We start from the raw sequence: 23113 nt of genomic DNA, 5'->3' as shown, positions 1-23113 counted from the left end.
CCGCCGCGTGGGCCCGGCCCCCGCCCCGCCCCCGCCACCGGCGCGGGGCCGCGCCGCATGCCGCGGAGGCGCGCCGCCAGCGTGCGCGTGGCGAATTCCGCCATGTTTTCATGCTGGGAGCGTACGGTCAGCACGGCGATATGGGTGAAGGGCGGGAGGTCAAAGGACCGGCGCATTTCCAGTTCCTGGGCCGCGAAGCCGTCCGTATCATGATGCCGTGCGTATTGCAGGGAAGGGGACTGGGGCGTAAAGGTCTGGATGATGACTTCCCCGGAAAGGTCGCCCCGGCCCGCGCGGCCCGCCACCTGGGTCAGGAGCTGGAAGGTGCGTTCCCCGGCCCGGGGGTCCGGGATATGAAGCCCCAGGTCCGCGTTCAGCACGCCCACCAGCGTCACATTGGGAAAGTCCAGTCCCTTCGCGATCATCTGCGTTCCCAGAAGGATGTCTATCTTATGGGCGCGGAACTGGTTCAGGATGGTTCTGACGGCGTTTTTCCGCCGGGCTACGTCCGCGTCCACGCGCGTGATGCGCGCCGCAGGAAAGGTGCGGCACAGGATTTCCTCCACCTTCTGGGTGCCGTACCCCTGGAGCAGAATATTGGGAGACTGGCATTCCGGGCAGAGGCGGGGCGGGAGGGCCTTGAACCCGCACAGGTGGCACATGAGGCGGTCCTCCGTGCGGTGGTAGGTCAGGGGGAGGGAGCAGTGCAGGCACGTGACCACGTGGCCGCAGTCCGGGCACTGGATGGAACGCGCAAATCCGCGTCTGTTGAGCAGAAGGATGACCTGTTCCCCCTTGTCCAGCCTGCGGTCGATGGAGATTCTGAGGCGTTCGGAAATGACGTTGGGGCCGGATTTGTTTTTCCCCTCCGTTTTCATGTCCAGAATGCGGATGAGGGGGAGCTGCTGGCCGTCCGCCCGTTCCGTCAGCTTCACCAGGGCGTATTTTCCGGTCAGGGCATGATGGGTGCTTTCCAGGGAAGGGGTGGCGGAGCCGAGAACCACGGCGCAGTTTTCCAGGTGGGCGCGCAGCACGGCCAGGTCCCGCCCATGGTAGCGGGGGGAGCTTTCCTGCTTGTAGGAGGCGTCATGCTCCTCATCCACAATCACCAGCCCCAGGTTTTGGAGGGGGGCGAAGACGGCGGAGCGGGGGCCGATGACGATTCTGGCCTTTCCGGAACGGATGGCGTGCCATTCGTCAAAGCGTTCCCCGTCCGACAGAAGGCTGTGCAGGACCGCCACGGAAGAGGGAAGTTCCGCGAAACGGGATTTGAAGCGCTGGACGGTCTGGGGCGTCAGGGAGATTTCCGGCACCATGATCAGGGCGGATTTTCCGGCTTTCACCACGCGGGACACGGCCTGGAGATAGACTTCCGTCTTGCCGGAGCCGGTCACTCCCTGCAGGAGCACCGGTTTTTTCTGCTCCGCAGCGCACATGGCTGCGATTTCCTCCAGCGCCTTCTCCTGCTGGCTGTTCATCTTCAGCGGCTGGCTGGGGGCAAACTGCTCCCCCGTGCTGGGATCGCGGTGCACGGCTTCCTCCTTCAGGGAGAGGAAGCCCTTGGCCTCCAGGCTGCGTGCAATGTTCAACGCCCCTGTGCCGAATTCCGCCAGAGGCGCTTCCAGCTGCTCCGTGGATGAAAAATAGTCCAGCATCTGGGCCTGCCGCGGCGCTTTGCGGTACAGGGCGTCCAGTTCCTCCCGGGACGGCCGTTTTTCCAGATGCACCATCTTCCGCTTTTTTTCCGCCGTGTTTTCCTGCCGGACGGTTTCCGGAAGCAGGCAGCGGATCATCTGGTCCAGCGCTACGGAATAATAGTCCGCCGCCCAGGAGGCCAGCTTCATCATGACCGGGGAAATCAGGGGCTCCGGGTCAATCAGTTTCAGGATGGGTTTGAGCCTGTCCCTCCAGGCCGGGTCCGGTTCGGACAGCGTCAGGACGGTGCCGGTGGCCGTCCTGTTGCGCAGGGGCACCTGGACGCGGCAGCCCGGCTTGACGTCCCCCGCTTCCGGCGGAATGCCATAGTCCAGCACCAGATCGCTTTGTCCGTCAACAAGGATGCGTGCCGCCTGCATGGTGTAAAGGGGGAATAATGTTAACGATAACCGAAGGGGAAGCGCGCGATGCCGCTCATGTCCTTCAGCACTTCTATATAATTGTACCCGTAGCCGTCCATGATCTGCGTCACGGTGGCCGCCTGGTCATGCCCGATTTCCAGGGCTATGAAGCCGTTTTCATTCAGGTAGTCCCGTGCACGGGCCAGAAAGCGTTCAATGATTTCCCAGCCGTTCGGGCCGCCGAACAGGGCCGTGTGCGGGTCTCTCATGACTTCCGGGTCCAGCTTCTCTCCATCCGCAATATAAGGCAGGTTGGCAACGATAACGTCAAAGCGCATATCCTGCACGGCGTCTTGCCCTTCCTCTTCCGTGGCGGAACCGGGCGGCTCCGCTTCCTCCGTCCGTGGAGCCGCCTTTTCCAGGGGGATGTTCTCAAACAGGTCCGTCTGGACGGTGGAGACCCTGGCTCCCAGCCTCATGGCGTTTTCCAGCGCCAGATCCAGCGCCTGGGGGGAAATGTCCGCGAGAACCACTTCCCGGGCGCACTCCTTGAGTTCCAGGGCCAGCGTAATGCCGATGATGCCGGACCCGGTACCCATATCCAGCACGCGTACCGGATGGGCCGGGATTTTCTTTAATACCATTTCCACCAGTTCTTCCGTTTCCGGGCGGGGAATCAGGGCGCGCGCATCCGTCAGGAACTCCCTCCGGAAAAATTCCGTGGAGCCCAGCAGATGTTGCAGCGGTTCTCCCGCCGCCCTGCGTTTCAGCAGCTGGCGCAGGGGAGCCAGCTCCGCTTCCTGAATGGGCCTGTCAAACTGGGAGTAAAGAGCCGTGCGGTTGCAGTGCAGGACATGGGCCATCAGGTGCTGCATGGTGGCGCGTGCCTCGTCGCAGCCCTGGCGGGCCAGGTAGTCCGTGCCGGATTGAAGAACTTCCAGTAAGGTTTTCATGAAAGGGACGGGGGGTTAGGACATGCCGGCTTCCGCCAGGCGTTCCTGCATTTCCGCATGCTGGAGAGCCATGATCAGGTCCCCCATCTGGCCCATCAGGATGCCGTCCAGATTGTGGGACGTGTAGCCGATGCGGTGGTCCGTCAGGCGGTTCTGGGGGAAATTATACGTGCGTATCTTTTCTTCACGGCCGCCGGAACCGATGAGGCTGCGGCGCGCGGCGGAATATTTTTCCGCCTCTTCCCGCTTCTTGGCTTCAAAGAGTTTGGCACGCAGGATCTTCATGCCTTTTTCACGGTTCTTCATCTGGCTGCGCTCTTCCTCGCACCGGACGTAAACGCCCGTGGGGATGTGCCAGATCTGCACGGCGGATTCCGTCTTGTTCACGTGCTGGCCGCCTGCACCTCCGGACCGGCACACTTCTATGCGGAGGTCTTCCGGGCGGATTTCTATGTCCACTTCCTCCGCTTCCGGCATGACGGCCACGGTGGCGGTAGAGGTGTGGATGCGCCCTTGCGTTTCCGTGGCGGGCACGCGCTGCACGCGGTGCACGCCCCCCTCATACTTCAGGAAGCGGAACACTTCCTCCCCGGCGATGCGGCAGACGACTTCCTTGAATCCGCCTACGTCGGACGGGCTGCTTTCCAGGTGCTCAAAGCGCCAGCCGCGTTCTTCCGCAAAGCGCTGGTACATCCGCAGCAGGTCGCCGGCAAACAGGGAGGCCTCGTCGCCGCCTGTGCCGGCGCGGATTTCAATAATGGCGTCCCGGTCCTCCGTGGTGTCCCGGGGCAGGAGGCTGTACTGGACGTCGCTGCGCAGTTTTTCCAGAGCGGCTTCCAGTTCCGGAATCTCCAGCGCGGCCAGTTCCGCCAATTCGGGATCATCCGTTTTTGCCAGTTCCTGATTGTCCGCCAGCTGCTGTTCCGTGGCGTTCAGGGAATCCCACGTTTCCATTAATTCCTTCAGGCGGCGGTGCTCCCTCATGGTTTCCGAGGCCCGCTTCTGGTCATTGAAGAAATCCGGTTCGGCAATGACCATTTCCAATTCTTCCAGGCGCTGGCGGCGTTTTTCAATGAGAGGTGTGTAATCCATGACGTTTGCGTGTGAGGAATTTTAAAAGATAACAGGGATTTCTGAAAGTCAAATCCGGGGGATGTAAGACATGTTCCGGCGCAGGAAAAGGAGGGCGGGCCTCTTCCGGCTGTCCTGCCTGCGCTTTCCCGATTCCGGAAAAACCGGACTAAAAGAAAACCGCAGCCATTACGTTTTTCCAATATGCTTTCCTTGGGGGAAGGAGAGCGGAAGCATCGTAACTGCCGCGGCGGTAAAGCTGGCATCGCGTACGGGACTCGAACCCGTGTTGCCCGCGTGAAAGGCGGGAGTCCTAGACCGCTAGACGAACGCGACTTTTAGGTTTGCAGGGACTGCGCGGCGAAGTAAATACTACCGGGCCTCAAAAGGCAAGAATTATTTGAACCTGAGGTTAAAAAATCGTTACTTGCCTTCCGGGAGATGGGATTCATCGTAATCGTCCAGCCTGTGTTGCCAGAGGTAGTGCCGCGTCTGCTGGACAAGCACTCCGGAAAGGGCCAGCAGGGAAATGAGGTTGGGCAGGGCCATCAGGCCGTTGGCGCAGTCCGCAAAGACCCATACCAGGTCTATTTTTGAGACGCACCCGGTGAAAACTGCCGCCACCCAGATCACGCGGTAGGGCGTGATCAGCCGGAGGCCACCCAGGTATTCCAGCGCTTTTTCCCCGAAGTAGGACCAGCCGAGGATGGTGGAAACCACAAACGTGACCAGGCTGAGCGTCAGCAGGGGGGAGCCCACGTAAGGGATTTTGCTGAAGGCCAGGGTAGTGAGCTTGGGGCCGTCCGCGCATGAAATGTCCGGATGGGCGATGATGCTGGTGGTCAGCACGATGCCCGTCAGGGCGCAGATGACCACGGTATCCCAGAACGGACCGCTGGAAGAGATGAGCGCCTGCCTGACGGGATTGCGGTTTTGTGCGGCGGCGGAGGCAATGGCGGCGGACCCCAGCCCGGCTTCATTGGAAAAGAGGCCGCGGGCCACGCCGGTTCTCATGGCCGTCATCACGGCGGCGCCCACCACGCCCCCGGCGGCGGCTTCCCCTGTGAAGGCGCAGTCCAGAATATACCGGATGGCCGGAAGAACATAGTGCGACTGCACGGCCAGGATGTACACGCAGCCCAGAATGTAAATGACCGCCATGAACGGCACGAAGAAGGCGCATACCCGGGCAATGCTCCGGATTCCCCCCAGCATCACCAGGGCCGTCAGGATGGTCAGCACGGCGGCCGTTCCCCAGAAGGGAATGGAAAAAGCGTGGTGAAGCTGTTCGGCAGCGGCGTTTCCCTGCGTCAGGTTGCCGATGCCGAAGGCGGCAATGGCCGTGAACACGGCAAAGGCGACGCCCAGCCATTTGCATTTCATGCCGCGCTCCAGCACAAACATGGGGCCTCCGCTCATGTTGCCGTCCGGATTTTCCACACGGTACTTGATGGCAAGCAGCCCTTCGGAATACCGTGTGGCCATTCCCAGCACGCCCGTCAGCCAGCACCAGAAAATGGCGCCGGGCCCCCCGGCAGCAATCGCCACGCCCACGCCGATGATATTGCCCGCGCCGATGTTGGCGGCCAGGGCCACCATCAGGGAACTGAACGGGGAAATGTCCCCCTTGTCCGTATGGTCCTTCACGAAGTACAGTTTCAGGGCCTTGAGCAGGTAGCGCTGCGGAAAGCGCAGGATGACGGTCAGGTACAGATGCGTTCCCAGCAGCATGATGAGCAGAGGCCATCCCCACAGAAAGGAACTGAAGGCGGACAGCCAGGAAGTGAGCGTGTCCCCGGTCTGAAAGAAGGCGTTTTGCAGGGCGTCAAGCATACCGGAAAGACTCTAAGGTAAAATGTTGTGGTGGCAAGTCCTTTAATGTAGTGACGGAGGCGGTTAGAAGAAAAAACCGACCCCGGAAAATGAAAAAACCGCAGAAGAATGCCTTCTGCGGTTGTGAAGCATGGATTAAGGAACTTAGGAGCGTCGGCGCCGCAGCAGCAGCGTGCCGAACCCGAGTAGGGACAAAGCGCAGGTGGCCGGTTCCGGGACCTGTTGGAGAACCATCCAGGTCATGGCCTTGTTTACTGCGTTTCCCGGAGAATCCCCCGTAATTTTCAGAGTCAGGGTGCCGTCGGTTACCTGAATTCCCGTCAGGTCCATATATAAAGCCCCGGCATTGGTTGTTGCAGTAAAAGCAGGTTGCCCTGTCGTCATGGAACTCCAGCTTCCGGGGGTATTTGCGGCCGTTCCCGTATTGGTCGCATAGGAAGCCTGATTTCCATATTCCACTCCTCCCGCCATAACGGAAACATTCATATTGGCTATGTTGTTATTGCCGCGCGCCATCAGGCTGGATAAATTATAAGTGCCATTTTCCAGCCCCGTAAAACTCACTTCAATATAACCCTTGTTGGCGTATAAACTTTTGAAGTTTTCAGTTACTTGGCCGTTCATCAGGGCATTTTCCGGTATTCCGGCATTCCAAACGGTGCCGGATCCTCCAAGACCGAAACTATCGACTTGGGAAGTGGTTGTTACTACGGCATTTTCTCCGAACATGGAGAGACCGGTCGCTCCGGAAGAGCCGATGCCTGCAACCGTCCATTTATCCGTGTTGGCGGAGTCATCCCACGTAATATAAGCAGTAGTTGCCCCATGTGCAAGGGAAGCTGCCGCCAGGATCAGGGCCAGGAAACATGACTTTTTGATCATAGATAGCTTAGGTTGATGATGAATAATCCCATTTTTACTCGCACTACCAAGAATGCTACAAAAAGTAAAACGGATTTGGAATCCGTGCCCCATCAACGCCGTCGTAAAAAATGCATAGGATAGGGAACATAAGGGTGATAGGGGGTATAGGGGAATTTTGCCGCTCCCTATTATCCCTGTTACCCTTATATTCCCTATTACCCCTAACCAACTTTTTCCCAGATTTTTCTGTTGACTTCGGATTCCAAATCCGGGCCATTGGTTAAAAACCGTAAAAAGAAGGAATCAATTCCCGGAAAAAGGTGAATGCGGGAATACAGTAAACCCGCGGGAATCCTTTCGGATTTTGGCTCCGCGGGTTTACCTTCTCATCCCGGATCAGCTCCGGAAAAGGTTCAAATTCAATTCCTTGATGATGGACTGAAGAGCTGCCTGGCCCTTGACGGTATTGCCGGCAGGGTCCAGGGGCGGGGAATAGGCGGCCATGGCCAGCTTGCCGGGGGCTACGGCCACCAGGCCGCCGCCCACGCCGGATTTGGCCGGAAGCCCTGCCTTGTACATCCAGTCTCCCGTGGAATCGTAGAGGCCGGACATGCACAGCTCGGCCAGAATGGGGGGAACGTTTTCCTCCTTCACCACCCGTTTCTTGCTGACGGGGTTGACGCCTCCGTTGGCATAGCAGGCGCCCATCAGGGCCAGCTGGGAAGTGGTGATGTTCAGGGAGCACATGCGGGTGTACAGGTCCACAATCATGGGCGGCGTGTTGTAGAAATAGCCGTAGCTGTCCAGCAGCCACGCAATGCCGCGGTTGTGCTGGTTGGTGGCGCTCTCCGACTTGTAAACCTCTTGGTTGACGGTCAGTCCCGCGTTCGCGAAGCTGTTGAAATTATGGATCATGTTCGCCCAGATTTCATCGGAATCCGAACCGTTGACCAAGCTTACTGTAGCCATGGCCCCGGCGTTCACCAGGGGATTGAGCGGCTTGCCGCCGTGCAGTTCAACAGCCATGACGGAATTGAAGGGCTCCCCGGTGGGGTCCGCCCCGATCTTCGTGCGCAGCTGCTTCATGCCGATCAGGTCCATCACATAAGCCAGGTTGAAAGCCTTGGAGATGGATTCAATGGCAAACGGCGTGTCTGCGGAGCCTGCGGTCAACAGGTCTCCGTTGACGGTGACCACGGCAATCGCCATCAGGTCGGAAGGAACCTGGGCCAGAGCAGGAATGTAGGAAGCGTTTTTGCCGCCCTGGACGGTCTTGGCGTAGGCGTACGCGTTATCCAGAGCCGTCTGGATTTGGTCGTTGGAGGGAATATCGCTCATGGTATTATTGCTGTTTGAAATGATTCATTAATGAATACCATTCGTTTTTTCCCAGCCAAAGGGCTCAAAGGCGTCTTCCGGGTCTACCGGGCGTTTCCAGGAGGGCTTGGCCATCGCGTGGATGATGAAGGGGATGCCCGCAAAGATGAAGGCGCCCACGATCAGCAGAACGACGTACATCGTATTGCTGCCCACCGTGATCTGGTTCGGCGGGATGAAGCTCACCAGGAAGGCTGCAAGGCTGGCAAGGAATCCGAGGCCGCCGACGATCCACATGCCGAAGGTCTTGCCGCCGGGAATACGGAAGGTGCGGGGCGTATTCGGCTCACGGTAGCGCAGGTAAATGCCTGAGGCGAACATCAGCATGTACATGATGAGGTACAGGATGATGGTAAGCTGGGAAATAATCTGGTACGCGGATTGCACGGAGGGCATGATCACGAACATGATGGAAAGCAGGGTGACGATGCAGCCCTGAATGAGCAGGATGCCCATCTGGACGTTGTTCTTGTTCCGCTTCTGCATCACGGGCGGCAGGTTGCCGGCCAATCCCACCTGGTAAAGACCCTTGGAGGGGCCTCCCACCCACGCGGTTACCTGGGCCAGAACGCCCACGGCCAGCGCGAGCGCCAGAATCCAGTTCATCCAGCCAAGGCCGAAGAAGCTGAAGTAATTATCATAAGAAATCAACAAGCTCTGCACCAGATTGATCTGGGAGTTGGGAATGATGAAGCCGATGGCCAGCGTTCCCAGAACGAAAATGACTACCGTGATGATGGCGGAAATCAGAATGGCCAACGGGTAATTGCGGCCGGGGTCATTCACATCCTTCACGTGCACGGCGGACATTTCCATCCCTGCATAAAACAGGAAGATGCTGGCGGCCAGAACCAGGTTGTTGAAATTGCTCATGTCCGGCACCAGCTTGTCCCAGCTCATGTCCAGCAGAATCGGGTTGCCTCCGGCCCAATAGCTCAGGCCCAGCAGAATCAGGATGGCGCCGGGAATGATGGTTCCGATGATGGTCCCCCATTTGGTCACGCCGGCGGAAGTCTTCATGCCGCGCAGGTTGAGCAGTGTGGCGGCCCAGTATACGCACAGCACGACGATGAGCACATACCATTTATTGGCGGCAAGCGCTTCGTCCCATCGCTGTCCGGGTCCCATGAAAGCCAGGGAGACGGCCGCGAAAGTCAGGACGGTCGGGAACCAGATGGTGCTTTCAATCCATTGCAGCCAGATAGCCAGGAAGCCCCATTTCTTGCCGAAGGCTTCACCCACCCATCGGTAAACGCCGCCTTTCTGCGGCCATCCGGTCGTGAGTTCCGCCGCTACCAGGGAGACGGGCACCAGGAAAAAGACCGCAGCGAAAATATAATAAAAGACGGAGCTGAGTCCGTAAGTGCTTTCCGCAGGCATGCCGCGCAAGCTGACAATGGCGGAAACGTTAATCATGGCGAGCGTAAATACTCCCATGCGAAGGGCGGATTTTACCGCCGGAGCGTTATTGGTTGTTACAGGCCCTGTAGAAGGGGTCCCTGGTTGAGTCGTATTATTCATTGGTTTATTCCGGGTTGAGAATTGGGGCGGCGCATAGAAGTGCCAACACCGGCCTTATTTGAACGACCAGAAGAAGAGGGATTTCGTTGAAGGGATGGTGCAGATAGGACTGCCGGAGTCTGTCTTAACAATTGTTACCGCTTTCCGGATGAAAGGGAAAATCTGCCCGCTTTTTTGAGATTTTTGAGCAGAAAAGCAGGAGAATAGGAGCAAAGCATGAAGAAAGGAAACATACCCGGTTGTGGAGACTGATCTGCCATGGAAATACTGCCGGGTATTTTGGTTCAGGAGAAGCAGTCATGATCATTCTTTTTCCGGAATGGGTAGGGGAGATGTTTTCCGCCTTGCCGGGGGAAGTGTAGTTGGAACCTTCATTTCATACTATGATAAACGACAGGCCGTTTCCTCTTTAGTGAAGAAACGGCCTGTGGATGGAATGGGCGTTGTGCTTGCAGCAGGTAATTTCCGGTGTTCCTGAAAGCTATTGGAGCGCAGGCCAGTCCAATACTGAAATAAATATCAATGGGGATCCTGTTTAAGATAAGATATGGCAACGGGGCGGCATCCCTTCTTGTACCCCTATGACTGCGGTTGCAATTTAAGAAGGGTTTTCAAATTGATGGCGGCGTTCAGGGATACCGACTTACCGGAGATGGCTTTTTCCAGATTTTTATTTCCAAAATATTGAGAGGATTTTATTCTGGTCCATTCCTGATGAAATTGCTGCATGGATTTTTGATAAGCGGGAGCCCAGGTCTGAAGCATATATTCAGAGTCTTTTTCAGACTGGGAACTCCTGTTGAGCAGGGAGATTTGGAAATGAAGGGAATCAAATAACGAGGCAAGACTCTCCTCGCCTGCTTCCGCCGTGTTCCGGTCCGTGATCCTGGCGGCGGCCGCACTTAAGCGGGGAAGAATTTCCAGAATGCCGTCCATGATCTTGCGCGGGCTGGGATGTGCGCAGAGCGCTTCCATGAGTTGCGCCTCATTGCTCCCTTTCTGTGCGCCTTCTCGGAAGAGAAGCCTGGCCGCATCCACGTCTTTTTCGCGATACATTGCGAAAAAGCCCTGGAGCAAATAGGGATATCCCTTGTTCTTCTCAAAAGCGCTGATGCAGTCCTGGTCGGAAAGATAGGATTGATGCTTGTCCAGATTGCCGCGCAGGATGGCGAGCTTTGCTTCCAGCATAAGTACAAATTCAATTTCCAACAGGTTTCTTTTTTGCAGGTCACGCAACTGGCTTAATGCATCATTGAGCTGTTGATCAACTGTTGCCAGGGCGGTACACAATTCTTTTACTTCATCTACCGTTGCCTCGTACTTTGCGGGATTGGCCTGTATACTGTGCACCAGAATAACATTGTTCAGTACAGCACGTTCCCAAAGAAATGAAATTGTCTCTTCCTTGTTTTTTCCAGTTTCCGGCGTTGCAATGGAATCAAGGACGTCTTTCAATTGTTTACAATCCTGCAAGATATTATGGGCCAGCAAGACGTCGTATTTGAATGAAGAAATGTCCGTTCCAAGATCGTTTTGCTGGGGAGAGGGCGATTTCTTCTGTACAGGTTCCGCAGCCTCCCGGATGAGGGAGCCTTGGGCTCCGCTCATCCATAAGATGCATGTCAATATCAATAAATTTGAGAGATACATGTAATAAATATTATGAAATAAAACAGGATCTTTAGAAGGAACAGTTTATATTTGGGTGTGGCCTGAGTTGGGCTGTTCGAACTTTCTCCTTTGCGTGCTGGTACTCCCGGCGGATAAATCGCAGGATACATTAACACGGCCTATTTTCACGTCCAGTAATTTCAATCCTGTTTTAACCGAGAAATCATGGCTTATCGTCACAATCGGTGGATGAGCATTCGCGACACTGAATCGAAAGGAAAAAGAATCGGGAAAATCAATCTTCCCAACAGTTTTGGGGTTGACCCGGTAAAGAGGGGATGGCGGCATCATATTTCCGGCGATGGAGCGGCCTGTTGCTGGCCGCAGAGAAATCATAGTTTATTCCCGAATAATTTTTTGCGTCAATAAGACTTCCAAAGAAAAAATGCTTTTTATATTGTTCAATATCGGTAAGATTTGTTTTGATAATAAAACATGAAAAATCAAATGAAAACAAGAAGAATCAGAGTCAATAGGTAAGGATAATATTTTATTCTTCAGAGGATTCCTTCATATTTGAACCAAGTGGCGGATTGAGTTGGTTTGGTCTCTTTTCCTTGGTCGCGTCAATTATTTGATATTTCAGGGAATTTATATTCTAATTGACATTCGAAATGCCATTTTCGAGACCGAACGTATTATTTTATTTTGTCTTGCAGATGTAGGCCAGGAACGTATTAGTGATCAAATGTTAACGCGAAGTTCAAAAATTTGAGAATAATCCTTGCCCTCATATTCAAGATGAGTAAAGATACAGGCAAAATGAGTTAATGGAGCATGTTGTAAATCCTTGTCAAATACAACATACAATTTGCTCTTGCCTCCTCCTTTAACGGAACAAACAGTGTTCCAGTATGGAAACTGGGAAAGATACCAATGACCCGGCTTGCCAACAAGTACGTAACCCGTAACGGATTGAAAGATTCTCGTTTTCTTTAATGAGTCGGCAGTATCGCCGAATGCTATGGGACCGGGGGTTTTATTCATGATATTTAATTCCACAAATGTTTTCCCTTCTGCAAAATAGATGTGCTCAACTTCTATTGCCAGTACTTCACGTATATCTATACCAGTATTAGTATTGGAATATTTATTTTTTACAAAAAGAGCGATAGTTGCAATAAGCAAAAACAGTGCAATGTAATAGAAATATTTCATATCCATCATTTAAGATTTAAAGCGCTCCTCTGAATGCAATCCACGTTGCCGAATGAATACCGGCTCCGTTTCCGGTTTCTCCCAGCAATACCATGTTATCATCGTAATGTCTCAAATATGTACCCCATATAACTCCATGATGAACGGCTATTGTATGCCGCGTTCCCCATGAAAGGCCCTTATTTCTTAAGACGGTTCGACTAAATTAATAAGCTGCATTCCTCATCTTGCATGCGGGAAAAGTACGGTCACATTTCTGCTAAGGCCACTCGTTCAGTTCTCAGCAGATAAAAGTGGCTTTCTACGATTTCATTATTTTTTTACATATCTAAAACCTTCTTCAGTATATATAAATTTATAAAGTTCTCCTTTTTTCATCTGGTTGAGAAAATCAGAGTCAACCAAATAAATGGAGCGCTTATTGACTTCAATTTCAATGACCTTTCCACTATTTGTTATAAAATTCATTAAAGCTTTTTCATTTGTTTTTTTGATTAATTTCTCTATAAAAAAATCATACAACGTTAATATATTATTTTCAAGAGTAGCATAACCTCCAGAATAGTTGATATGAATATAGCAAGAATCTCCCCATCCAGCAGAAAATGAAGAAATTTTACTTAACTGAACTTCATCTTTTTTATTCAAAGGATGCCCTACACTAATAGAATTTAAATTTAGGTCGAGATTTTTTCTAATAGGATAAGGTTTGTTTTTTATAGTCACATAAAATTCATCTTCTGAACACCAAAATAAAAGGTCGTTTTCTGCAAAAGAAGGAGGGGATGCATTTATTAATAACATTAAAATAATTAAAAAAATCATATCAATTAATCACATACAGGGTCATCTGGATACAACATTGGGACCGCGGGTTGTATATTATATATATTTATAATTCCATCTATCAAATTCCCACAAGAACTTGATTATCCCATTTCATCTCTTTGCTAATACCTGGTTGTTCTCTCATATAATATGCCTTAAATTGCTTCGCTGATTCATTCCATACTTTATCTAGGTACGTTTGTAATTTTTGTTTTGCCTTTTTAGCTTCGGGGCAACATAATTTTTTACCTTTCAAGCGATCTTTTTGAGGATCAAAGTATGTGTCATGACCAATTTTATAAACTTTCACTCGTCGGTCTTCATGTCCAATTATAGCATTTAGTCCATTATTTGTATAACCACCTGGAACTACGTTCGGACGTCTTGAAATTACAGTAACCTCAGCTTCTGTAAAATCACTTATTGTAGCACAACAATCATTTTCTGTTTCTTTTATTGTTACTTCAAATTTCTTTGGAGAGCCCTCCTCTAGATATGTATAACCCAAAGCTCTAGGATTTCCTGGGAATATTTGATTTATGGGAACTTTTACTGGATTGCATATAAACTTCCATCCGAGATAATCCATATTATTAATTGTATCATTGTTAAAAAACACATACAAATTCCATCCTCCGTCTTCAGCAATGGGATCGCGGTTGGTCCACCTGCCATCCATGGGGTTGTAATGTCGGTAGTTGTAATACACCAACGCCAGCTCTTCTTCATAAACCTCGCTGCTCCATTGAACGGGCTGAGCAACGTCTCCTTCCTCCACTACGCCGCCGTAGGGCGTGTAGTCATAGGCTGTGCGGATGTAGCCGCTGGAGCCGAAGATTTCCACATTCTTGGTGATGTCGTGCCCGTAGCAGTACCACGTGCCATCCTTTTGGCTGGCCAGCGGGTGTGTAGCGACGGGGTCCGTCGGATCCCAGGTGATCAGCCACAGGCACGGGTGGGCGCTCCGCTTCAGATCGCAGCAGGCTACTTGCAGGTAGCCCCGGTAGATGTAGCGGTGGTGCAGCGCGACTGTTCCATTGACCGTCACTTTCTTCATGTATCTTCTCCCCATGTAATCGTAGCCGCATTCAACCACGGTCGTGCTTTCTGCCTCGGCCTTCGTGAAGCTCACCGGGCGGTTGTTGGCGTCATATTGTACCGTCCAGAGGCCCGTGGCGGTTTTCACCAATGTCTGGTTGCCGTTGGCGTCGTAGGTCGGCACGAAGGGTTCTTCCAGAGTGGAGGGTGAAGAGTTGAGCGTGGAGCGGGTGATGCTGGTGTACTGATTCAGGTTGTTGGAGGCGTAGGTGAGTTCCTTGGCCAGTTCCTGTGCCGTTTTGCGGTTGCCGATGTTGTCGTAGCCATAGCCGTAGGCGTCCGTTCCCAGGGTGGCGGCGGCAAGTTCACTGCGGCTGTTGTAGGTGAAGGCGTCATTGCGGATGGTTCCTTTCCGGGCCGTGGTCCGGGTGACGGGGCGGGCGAGCGCGTCGTACGTGTAGCCCCGGTTGACCACGGTGGTTGTGGCGCGCTTGCAGGTCATGGAGGTGACCAGGTCGCGTTTTTCCTCATAGGCCCGAGTTAGCGTCATGTTGTTGGGCATTGAAAGGCATTGGAGCAGATGGCTGTTTTCCTGATACTCGTAGGAAAAGCTTTTTTCTCACCGTTCATTTATTCTCCTTCTAGATCAAAGTAAATGAGTCCTTGCTCGGCACAAACCCACACTGAACCTATGAGTAATTTAGGCTTAACCATTTAAGTAAATAATTGAGAACATATCCAGTTGTATTTTTCCTCATTTTGTGAGTAAGGGAAGTCAACACATGGTGCATCCTTAATAAAATTATCAAATTTTGAAATTACTTTTTCCAATTCATCAATCTCAAATTTCGCATATCCCTTTATACGATAACTGTTTGGACCAGGTACGCTTATCCATCGATCATCATTGCCGAATGTCTGAACTTTCCATTTAACAGACTTAATCTTGGGTAAATGACATAGACGCTTCTCGATTGGATTGATAGTAGTTCTCAAATTTTCATATTTATCCTTGCTAAATTTTTCTTTATCACATCCCATAACTAATACGCTCATACAGGAGACAAAACTTGCAATATTATCTTTTGTCCAAGTTACATGACGAACCACAGTACCATTTGTGATAAATGAATGAGCCCATCCTAATACAGCGAACCTTCCATTTATTTCATCTGGAGTATTTGTAGCTATATCCAATGCACCACGGTTGAAGTTATATCTATCCTTTTCATGAAGGTATTGTACTAATAATGAATTTGGATTCTACAAATTAGTGTTGGGGGGGAGATGGGTGTCTTGAATGAATGTAACTTTGTAAAACACTTGCAATCAGTATACATTAATCTATTCGGCCGTTAATACGACTTTTAATTTTTTGAGAGCGCTCATATATCGCTCTTTTATGTCCTTCAACTCCGCGTCATCCAATGTCCAAGCCACCTGATAAAGGATGAGGGCAGCCGTATCAATTTCCCATGTTAATTTGCTTTCTGAAAGAGCTATTGATCGATTGATATCAGCGATAATTTGTTGTTTGAATTTGATATGGGAGTCGTCAAACAAATCAGCTCTCTTGGATTTTAAATGTTGAAGAGCTTTTTTTCTTTCAGACGAGAGAGCTTGGGTCTCAGCAAGATGGTTCAGAGCCGACACGCAATAACGGCTTATAATATTTTTTTTCCTGATATGGGGAGCCCAGCTATACAGGAAGGTCTCAGAAACAACATCCTTTTGTTTTAAATCCCCGAAGAGGTTGAGTTGATAACGACAAAATGTCTGTTCATACTGCTTTTCCCGGTCATGGAAGTGAAAAATGTTTTTGATCATCCGTCTCTGCCAGGATTTTTCCAGTTCTTGATATAAATCGTATATATTCGGTAAAATCCTCCGCCATGCAAACAATGCGTCAGCCGCCTCAAGATGACGGCCTTGACGAATCAACTTCTGTATTTTGTCTCTCACTTTCCGCCGCGTTTCATTCAAAGTCTGCGGATCCATATCCCAGCAATCCCGAGGCAATAAACTTTTTTCCCAACTTTTCTTGCCTTTTTTAAAGGCTTCAACATGGGAATTTTCATTCCAATTGGAAGCGATTTCTTGAAGAACAAGTTTTAACTCATTTTTTTCATCACTGGAATATGTGTGATTGTATAATTCCACAAAGGATTCAATATGATCGGAATTGATCCAATAAGGAAATTCTTGATCAATTATTCTCCATGCTGTGTTTGGTCGAATGGGACGATTATAATTTTCTATAACGCCAGCCCAATTTTCATACCGATCTTCCCATGAAGGAATGTATCTGTATTTCCACGAAGCATCTTCGTCTATATTATTGTAATTCGCACATGACGATAATCCATGCTCAATGAAGCCTGAACAATAAACCACTGGCATAACTACGAACAGAAAGAAAATCGGAACGAAAACGGATGTCATGGTGAAATTAATGTTGTGGTGAACCTGAAGCCACATCATGCGCCGCATGTCTTTGTGTTGTAGTTACATTATAATCTTGTCTTTTTTCAATTAATTCCAAGTACGCTGTTCTTGTTTCCTCTTCAGTTCGAAATACTCTTGATCGCGTTTCTTCCAACTTACCAATCAAGCTATTCCATTCTTCTATTTCAATAGAAACATGGACATTCTCATGTTCAATAACATTGCGTCCCTGCCGATCACGATAACCAGAACGGGGATCTTGTGGATTATAGTTTTTATCGTAAAAATATGTCACATCTATCCTTGGATGTTGAGGAAGTAAATCATCTTTGATTAAAATACATTTTATCTCAGCTCTTAGATCATATAATTCATTTATTTTTGGTATTTCAGAAGTTACCGTCAAGCCATAAATGGTCATTCTTCCTGCTGGCACAATTTTAACATTCTCTTTACGAGGATCGTTTCTATAATCAGCTGGACGGGGTAATATCCCTTTATCTAAAGCAGCAGGGTATCTACCCAGTCCATCCATAACCCAACAACTATTGTTAACAAAAACATACAAATTCCATCCTCCGTCTTCCGCGATGGGATCCCTGCTAATCCACCTGCCATCCGTCGGGTTGTAATGTCGGTAGTTGTAATACACCAGAGCGAGTTCATCATCGTACATTTCGCTGCTCCATTGAACGGGCTGGGCAACGTCTCCTTCCTCCACTACGCCGCCGTAGGGCGTGTAGTCATAGGCTGTGCGGATGTAGCCGCTGGAGCCGAAGATTTCCACATTCTTGGTGATGTCGTGCCCGTAGCAGTACCACGTGCCATCCTTTTGGCTGGCCAGCGGGTGTGTAGCGACGGGGTCCGTCGGATCCCAGGTGATCAGCCACAGGCACGGGTGGGCGCTCCGCTTCAGATCGCAGCAGGCTACTTGCAGGTAGCCCCGGTAGATGTAGCGGTGGTGCAGCGCGACTGTTCCATTGACCGTCACTTTCTTCATGTATCTTCTCCCCATGTAATCGTAGCCGCATTCAACCACGGTCGTGCTTTCTGCCTCGGCCTTCGTGAAGCTCACCGGGCGGTTGTTGGCGTCATATTGTACCGTCCAGAGGCCCGTGGCGGTTTTCACCAATGTCTGGTTGCCGTTGGCGTCGTAGGTCGGCACGAAGGGTTCTTCCAGAGTGGAGGGTGAAGAGTTGAGCGTGGAGCGGGTGATGCTGGTGTACTGATTCAGGTTGTTGGAGGCGTAGGTGAGTTCCTTGGCCAGTTCCTGTGCCGTTTTGCGGTTGCCGATGTTGTCGTAGCCATAGCCGTAGGCGTCCGTTCCCAGGGTGGCGGCGGCAAGTTCACTGCGGCTGTTGTAGGTGAAGGCGTCATTGCGGATGGTTCCTTTCCGGGCCGTGGTCCGGGTGACGGGGCGGGCGAGCGCGTCGTACGTGTAGCCCCGGTTGACCACGGTGGTTGTGGCGCGCTTGCAGGTCATGGAGGCGACCAGGTCGCGTTTTTCCTCATAGGCCCGGGTTAGCGTCATGTTGTTGGGCATGGAAAGGCTTTGGAGCAGATGGCTGTTTTCCTGATACTCGTAGCCAAAGCTCTTGGACGCTCCGCCGTGCATGAAGCTCGCCGTGGCGATTCGGCCGTCCGTTCCGTAGCCGATGCCCGTGGTTTGCTGCACGCTCTCCCCCTTGACGTACGTGTAACCCGTGCTGCGCCCATAGCCGTCGCGCAGTTCGGTGACCGAGTGTGTTTTGCCGCCGCCCTCCAGACTTTCGCTTTCCGGTTCGTTGTACGCGGTGTAGGTAATGGTGCGCGTGCCGGAGGCATCCACGATTTGGGTCATCAGGCCCAAGTGGTTGTAGCCGTAGCTGCGTCCGGGGGTGGCGTCGTCGCTGTAGGTTTCGCCCGTCAGCAGGCCACGGGCTGTTTCGTAGGTGCAAGTGGTGACGATGCCCCGGGGATCAGTCAGGGTAGCTTTCAGGTTCAGGGCGTTGTAAGCCGTGTCTTCATGGGTGCCGTCCTCGTAGGTTTTCTTCAGGAGTAACCCCGTGGCGTCGTGGTATTGCCAAGTGGTGGTATCTCCGTCCGTGCGCTCGCCGGGATCCGTGGTGATGTCGCTCTCGTCTGCGCGGAAGGTGGTGAGGCTGGTCATTCGGTCGGCGTCGTCGTAGGCAAAGAGCGCGGGCTGGATGCCCGTTCCCCATTCGGTGGTTTTGCGGCCCCGGATGTCGTACTTGTAATAGGCTGTGTTCCCGAGGGCGTCGGTGATCGTCGCAGGCTGGTCGAAGTGGAGGCTGTAAGCGGTGGTAGTGTTGTTGCCTGCCGCATCGGTGACGGAGACGGCGCGCCCGGCGATGTCCGTCTTCGTCGTGGTGGCGTTGCCCCGTCCGTCGGTTCGGGTCAGCGTGATGCCCGTGGCCGTGAAGGCTCGCATTTGCGTGGTCGTGACGCCCGCATGGTCCGTCTGCGCGGTAGAGAAGCCGTCGATGACCGTGACCGTCGCCGTGATGGCGGAGGTCGGTACGGTGTTCTTCTGTATTCGTTTGGTCCCCGTGCCGTATTCTGTCCATGCGGTTGCGACGTTGCCGCGCGGATCGGTAATCACTGTTTTGTTCTCCAGAGTGGCGCTTTCGGAAAGGAGTGTAGCCGCGCTTTCGGCGTAGGTGGTTCCCTTGCCGTTGTTTTTTGTCGTGGTGGTGATCCGGTACACACCGTCATCACGTTGTTCGACGGCATAGGCATAGGTGGTGATGGAGTTCTTTGCCGGGTCTCCCGGCGCACCGGCGTCCAGCAGCAGAATTTCCTTCACCACATTTCCGAAGTTGTCGTACTCATACAAGGTCGGCGCCATGGAGAGGGCGCCCTCTCCCGTGCCCGTGTCCCTGCCGTTCTGGACAAGCTGCCCCTTGGTGTCATAGGTCTGGCGGTCGTAGATGAATGTATCGGCGTCTGTCGCGGCCTGGGCCGTGCGGATGCCCTGGCCGAAGCCGTCGGTGATCTGGCGGCTCATGATCGTGTCGGCTTCTCCCTCTTGCCGGGCAGGGATCAGGGTGGTTTGCCGGATGCCGTCGGAGACGGAGTCCGTCTGGTAGATGAGATGTCTCTGGCCCGTGCCGCTTTCTTCCAGCACGCTGCCGTCCGGGTGGCGGCGGGTGACGAGGGTGGCTCCGGAGGGGGTAGTGACGGTCGTCGTCAGGCCGTCGACGCTGTAGGCATACGTGGTCGTGTGGCCCAAGGCGTCCGTTCGGCTCGTCACCCGGCCCAGCAGATCGTATTCCGTACTTTCCTGCGTGGTCATGGCTCCCGTATCAACACGCGTTTGCAGAATACGCCCCTGAGCGTCTCTCGTGTAACTCGTGATGATCTCCGGAGTAATGACGGTTTCCCCGTCCGTCACGGCGGAGCGGATGACTTCCACCAGTTGACGCGCGCTGTCGTAGCCGTAGGTGGTGGTGACGCCGTTTTCATCCGTTTCGTTCAGCAGGTCGCCGCTGCACATGTAAGAGCGCGCGGTGACGCGCCCGTTGCTGCGCGTTCGTTTGATCCAGCGGTTCTGTTCGTCAAATTCGTAGTCGGCGGCGGAAAGAAGCCGCCACGTTCCTGCGCTGTCCAGGAGGTGATGTTCCTCCCGGACGGTGTTGCCTTCTGCAGTGATATAACTGACGTTGCGCGTGGATTGGCCTGGGACGGTTTCCCCTTCCACGCGCGTTTCCGCCGTGACGGCATACAGTGCGCCGTGGTCGGTCGTGGCCGCGTAGTCGTACCAGGTCTGGATGCCGCCGGCTTCCTGGGTCATGCGCGTGCGCCCCCGGGCATGGATGTTTTCCGCGCTCCCCTGCCAGGTTTCCGAGACTTCCAGACGGGTAATACTGTTGGCCGTGCTGCGCTTTTCCACCCTTTTGACATGGCCGGCGACACTGTAGGTATACATGTCCCGGCGCAGCAGCTTGACGCTGCCGGAGGCCAGCACCAGGTTCTCTTCCACTTTCTTGAGCTCATTGCTGTATTCGCTGCCGTCGTCCAGGTACGTGGTCTGCACCAGCCTGGATTTCCCGCCCGCCCAGGGGGTGGTCGTGATGACGACGCGGTTGGCGTCGTCATGGAGGTAGGTGGTTTTGCCTCCGTCGGGGGCCGTGACGGAGATGAGGCGGCCCGCATCGTCGTATTCATAGGCGGTGGTCCGGGCTTCCGGCGTGCCGAACCCTTCGGTGCGCGCCAGGAGCAGTTCACCCACGGGGTGGGAGAGGTAGTCTTCCGCCGTGATGGAGGCGGTGGCCTCCCCCTTGCTGACGGTAGTGAGGATACGGTAGCTGCCTTCCTCTTCAAGTTCGATGCGCTCTTTGGTGGTGGCGACGGCTTCATTCCCTTCGCCCAGAGTCAGGCTCCACTGGCTGTTGGCGTAGCTCCACGTGGCGGTCAGAGGGGAGACGGAACTCGGCAGTGTCCAGTCCCGTTCGGTGACGGTCAGGGTTTGCTCCGCCGAGTCTCCGCCGATGGTGAAGCTCTTGAACGGGTCGCCCGTGACGGTGTAAAGCCCCGTCGTTTCGTCGATGCCCGTCACTTGCCCCGGCAGGTACAGGGAGACGGTGTAGCCCGTTCCGTCGGCCGCCGGGACGATGTCGGCCAGCCCGTCCCACAGGTTCCAGAGCTGGCGCAAGGTGCCGTCCTCCTGCCGCAGCACGGCCAGGCAGCTTTCCGCCTGTTGCGCGGTGAGTAAGGAGTTTTTGGAGGAAATGTAGCCTTCAAATTCCCCCGTGGTCAAGTTGTAAAAGGCGGCGGAGCCGTCGGTTTTAGCCACGCGCAGGTAGCCGGCCGCATCCAGCGTGGTGACGCTGCTTTCCTCCCGGCTCAACGCCGTGACGAACTGGACCCGCTTGGTATCGGAGGACGTGGACCCTACGCCGAAGGCTTCCGTACCCTCCGCATCGCACACGTAGTTGAAGTAGCCGCCTCCTTCGTACACCCGGAACATGGAATTGGGCACAATACCCCCATCCGGCACGAGTACGGCGGAGGCGGCCGGGTGGCGATAGGCCAGGGCCGCCGGCGTCAGCAGGGAGGCGGCATAGCCGTCATATCCCGTCAATTCCAGGCGGCCACCGGGGATGCCGCCCATGCCCCGGAACGCGCCAAAGGATGCAGCCCATCGCATGTATTGCAGGGTGGCGGCGCGGACAATGCCTCTTCCTGCCGAGGAGGAGCCGCCGGAGGAAGGCGACGCCAGGCGCAACGGCAGCCCCGTGCGTGAAGATGAACGGGAGGAAGAAGAGGAGCCTCCTCCTCCGCCCTCATCGTCATACGCGGCGCAGGGACATTCGCAGTTATCCTGGGCGTTTTCTCCCGGAATGATCGTCACCGGCGGGCAGGGCCCCACCGTACCGTTGATCAGGGAAACATTGCCGGTGGGCTCCGGATAGTAGTTGATGTTGTTGTGCTTGACGTTGAGGCAGTGCAGTCCCGGGGAAAGGTTTTCAAACGTCAGTGAAAAATTGTGGGCGGAGCCGGAAGAGGATTCTTTCTTGGTTCCGTCCACCTTCACGCTCACGGAGTCGTCCACGCGGCCGGAGGCGGTCACCGTGTGCTTGCCGCCGCCCGGTTGTTCCGCCAGCTCAAACGCGCGGCGGATGGGCGTCATCACGTCGGCAGACGTGGAGGGCTTGCCGTGGGAGTAAGACAGCTCAATCATGTCTCCGCCTGCCGCCGCTCGTGCAGCGGGGGTGGAATCTTTGTTCACGGGCTGGAAAGGGGCGACGGTAAAGCCAAGCGGGCGGTTGGGAGCGAAGCTGTTTTTTCGGGAGATGCTCATGGCTTTCAGGTGGTTGGGGAATAAATCAAATGCCGGAGATGAGTTGAACGGCAACAAATCTTCAATAGCATCCTCCTTATAGCAGGTAGACAAGAGAAATCAACCTTTTTCGTTGCTATTTTTTTGTTTTTTAATTTTTAATTTAGTTTGTTTCTTAAATTCAATGAATAATCAATTTGATAAAACATTGGTTCTCACAGAACGAGACAGTTTTACCAACATATGGAAATGTCTTACAGTTTCTGAAGTTCTGCTCTTTCTCAAAAATGAAGAACCCGAAAACTCAAGGAAATGATGGGCATGCTCACTCATCAGGTTCTGCCTGAAATGAAGAAAATAGGAGTGACCCTGTGCCAATGGTTGGCGCCCATCATCCGAATGTGGAGGTACAGGAAAAACAATGGAATGACGGAAGGCTTTCACCGAAAGATGAAGCTTTAGGCTCTTCATCAAAATCGGTGGATGAGCCGTCAACAGAGCCGCAAGCCAAAGAA

Annotated in this window: 15 protein-coding genes, 1 tRNA gene and 1 pseudogene; 1 reads left to right on the top strand and 16 read right to left on the bottom strand. The window is 53.3% G+C overall.

Going from position 1 to position 23113, the window contains the following annotated elements:
- The 16 genes from priA to LIO64_RS01230 all read right to left on the bottom strand — a co-directional run.
- Positions 1–2075 (bottom strand): primosomal protein N' (gene priA, locus LIO64_RS01305; protein WP_290547649.1); only part of this gene is annotated, 2075 nt, incomplete at its 3' end.
- A 20-nt stretch (positions 2076–2095) separates the two neighbouring features.
- A complete protein-coding gene (gene prmC, locus LIO64_RS01300) occupies positions 2096–3010 on the bottom strand; it encodes a peptide chain release factor N(5)-glutamine methyltransferase (protein WP_290547648.1) in 915 nt (304 codons plus the stop codon).
- A gap of 15 nt (positions 3011–3025) precedes the next feature.
- Entirely contained in the window at positions 3026–4102 is a 1077-nt protein-coding gene (gene prfA, locus LIO64_RS01295; RefSeq protein ID WP_290547647.1) for a peptide chain release factor 1, read from the bottom strand.
- Positions 4103–4341: 239 nt separating this feature from the next.
- Positions 4342–4417, bottom strand: a tRNA-Glu gene (locus tag LIO64_RS01290).
- Between the two features lie 87 nt (positions 4418–4504).
- Positions 4505–5914, bottom strand: coding sequence for a sodium:alanine symporter family protein (locus tag LIO64_RS01285; RefSeq protein WP_290547646.1), 1410 nt, complete (start codon positions 5912–5914; stop codon positions 4505–4507).
- 144 nt (positions 5915–6058) lie between these two features.
- A complete protein-coding gene (locus LIO64_RS01280) occupies positions 6059–6889 on the bottom strand; it encodes a PEP-CTERM sorting domain-containing protein (protein WP_290547645.1) in 831 nt (276 codons plus the stop codon).
- A 285-nt stretch (positions 6890–7174) separates the two neighbouring features.
- Positions 7175–8116, bottom strand: a complete 942-nt coding sequence (glsA, locus tag LIO64_RS01275; RefSeq protein WP_290547644.1) for a glutaminase A — start codon at positions 8114–8116, stop codon at positions 7175–7177.
- 27 nt (positions 8117–8143) lie between these two features.
- Positions 8144–9592 (bottom strand): putative glutamine/gamma-aminobutyrate antiporter GadC, encoded by a 1449-nt coding sequence (gene gadC, locus LIO64_RS01270; RefSeq protein ID WP_290547643.1) that lies wholly within the window; start codon positions 9590–9592, stop codon positions 8144–8146.
- 663 nt (positions 9593–10255) lie between these two features.
- Positions 10256–11284, bottom strand: a complete 1029-nt coding sequence (locus LIO64_RS01265; protein ID WP_290547642.1) for a hypothetical protein — start codon at positions 11282–11284, stop codon at positions 10256–10258.
- An 87-nt stretch (positions 11285–11371) separates the two neighbouring features.
- Positions 11372–11683, bottom strand: coding sequence for a hypothetical protein (locus LIO64_RS01260; RefSeq protein WP_290547641.1), 312 nt, complete (start codon positions 11681–11683; stop codon positions 11372–11374).
- A gap of 348 nt (positions 11684–12031) precedes the next feature.
- Positions 12032–12505, bottom strand: coding sequence for a hypothetical protein (locus LIO64_RS01255; RefSeq protein ID WP_290547640.1), 474 nt, complete (start codon positions 12503–12505; stop codon positions 12032–12034).
- Positions 12506–12817: 312 nt separating this feature from the next.
- Entirely contained in the window at positions 12818–13330 is a 513-nt protein-coding gene (locus tag LIO64_RS01250) for a hypothetical protein (RefSeq protein WP_290547639.1), read from the bottom strand.
- An 82-nt stretch (positions 13331–13412) separates the two neighbouring features.
- The gene (locus LIO64_RS01245) at positions 13413–14921 is read right to left on the bottom strand and encodes an RHS repeat-associated core domain-containing protein (protein ID WP_290547638.1); all 1509 of its coding nucleotides are present in this window, start codon (positions 14919–14921) and stop codon (positions 13413–13415) included.
- Between the two features lie 164 nt (positions 14922–15085).
- Entirely contained in the window at positions 15086–15568 is a 483-nt protein-coding gene (locus tag LIO64_RS01240; protein ID WP_290547637.1) for a hypothetical protein, read from the bottom strand.
- A gap of 147 nt (positions 15569–15715) precedes the next feature.
- Positions 15716–16813 carry a hypothetical protein gene (locus LIO64_RS01235; protein ID WP_290547636.1) on the bottom strand — a complete coding sequence of 366 codons (1098 nt, stop codon included), beginning with the start codon at positions 16811–16813 and terminating at the stop codon, positions 15716–15718.
- A gap of 7 nt (positions 16814–16820) precedes the next feature.
- Positions 16821–22619, bottom strand: coding sequence for an RHS repeat-associated core domain-containing protein (locus LIO64_RS01230; RefSeq protein WP_290547635.1), 5799 nt, complete (start codon positions 22617–22619; stop codon positions 16821–16823).
- A 327-nt stretch (positions 22620–22946) separates the two neighbouring features.
- Between LIO64_RS01230 and LIO64_RS01225 the strand changes: the two are divergent.
- Positions 22947–23057: pseudogene (locus LIO64_RS01225) on the top strand (transposase); the annotation flags it as partial.
- Positions 23058–23113 lie beyond the last annotated feature (56 nt).

It is taken from the genome of Akkermansia sp. (assembly GCF_020860705.1).
Lineage (GTDB): Bacteria > Verrucomicrobiota > Verrucomicrobiia > Verrucomicrobiales > Akkermansiaceae > Akkermansia.
This window is presented reverse-complemented; position numbering and strand designations above follow the sequence as displayed.

What these genes read in the sequence shown, in the direction of transcription:
- prmC (WP_290547648.1), bottom strand. Translation starts at nt 3,010, where the DNA reads ATGAAAACCTTACTGGAAGTTCTTCAATCCGGCACGGACTACCTGGCC.
- prfA (WP_290547647.1), bottom strand. Translation starts at nt 4,102, where the DNA reads ATGGATTACACACCTCTCATTGAAAAACGCCGCCAGCGCCTGGAAGAA.
- LIO64_RS01285 (WP_290547646.1), bottom strand. Translation starts at nt 5,914, where the DNA reads ATGCTTGACGCCCTGCAAAACGCCTTCTTTCAGACCGGGGACACGCTC.
- LIO64_RS01280 (WP_290547645.1), bottom strand. Translation starts at nt 6,889, where the DNA reads ATGGGGCACGGATTCCAAATCCGTTTTACTTTTTGTAGCATTCTTGGT.
- glsA (WP_290547644.1), bottom strand. Translation starts at nt 8,116, where the DNA reads ATGAGCGATATTCCCTCCAACGACCAAATCCAGACGGCTCTGGATAAC.
- gadC (WP_290547643.1), bottom strand. Translation starts at nt 9,592, where the DNA reads ATGGGAGTATTTACGCTCGCCATGATTAACGTTTCCGCCATTGTCAGC.
- LIO64_RS01265 (WP_290547642.1), bottom strand. Translation starts at nt 11,284, where the DNA reads ATGAGCGGAGCCCAAGGCTCCCTCATCCGGGAGGCTGCGGAACCTGTA.
- LIO64_RS01260 (WP_290547641.1), bottom strand. Translation starts at nt 11,683, where the DNA reads ATGATTTCTCTGCGGCCAGCAACAGGCCGCTCCATCGCCGGAAATATG.
- LIO64_RS01255 (WP_290547640.1), bottom strand. Translation starts at nt 12,505, where the DNA reads ATGAAATATTTCTATTACATTGCACTGTTTTTGCTTATTGCAACTATC.
- LIO64_RS01250 (WP_290547639.1), bottom strand. Translation starts at nt 13,330, where the DNA reads ATGATTTTTTTAATTATTTTAATGTTATTAATAAATGCATCCCCTCCT.
- LIO64_RS01245 (WP_290547638.1), bottom strand. Translation starts at nt 14,921, where the DNA reads ATGACGCTAACTCGGGCCTATGAGGAAAAACGCGACCTGGTCACCTCC.
- LIO64_RS01235 (WP_290547636.1), bottom strand. Translation starts at nt 16,813, where the DNA reads ATGACATCCGTTTTCGTTCCGATTTTCTTTCTGTTCGTAGTTATGCCA.
- LIO64_RS01230 (WP_290547635.1), bottom strand. Translation starts at nt 22,619, where the DNA reads ATGAGCATCTCCCGAAAAAACAGCTTCGCTCCCAACCGCCCGCTTGGC.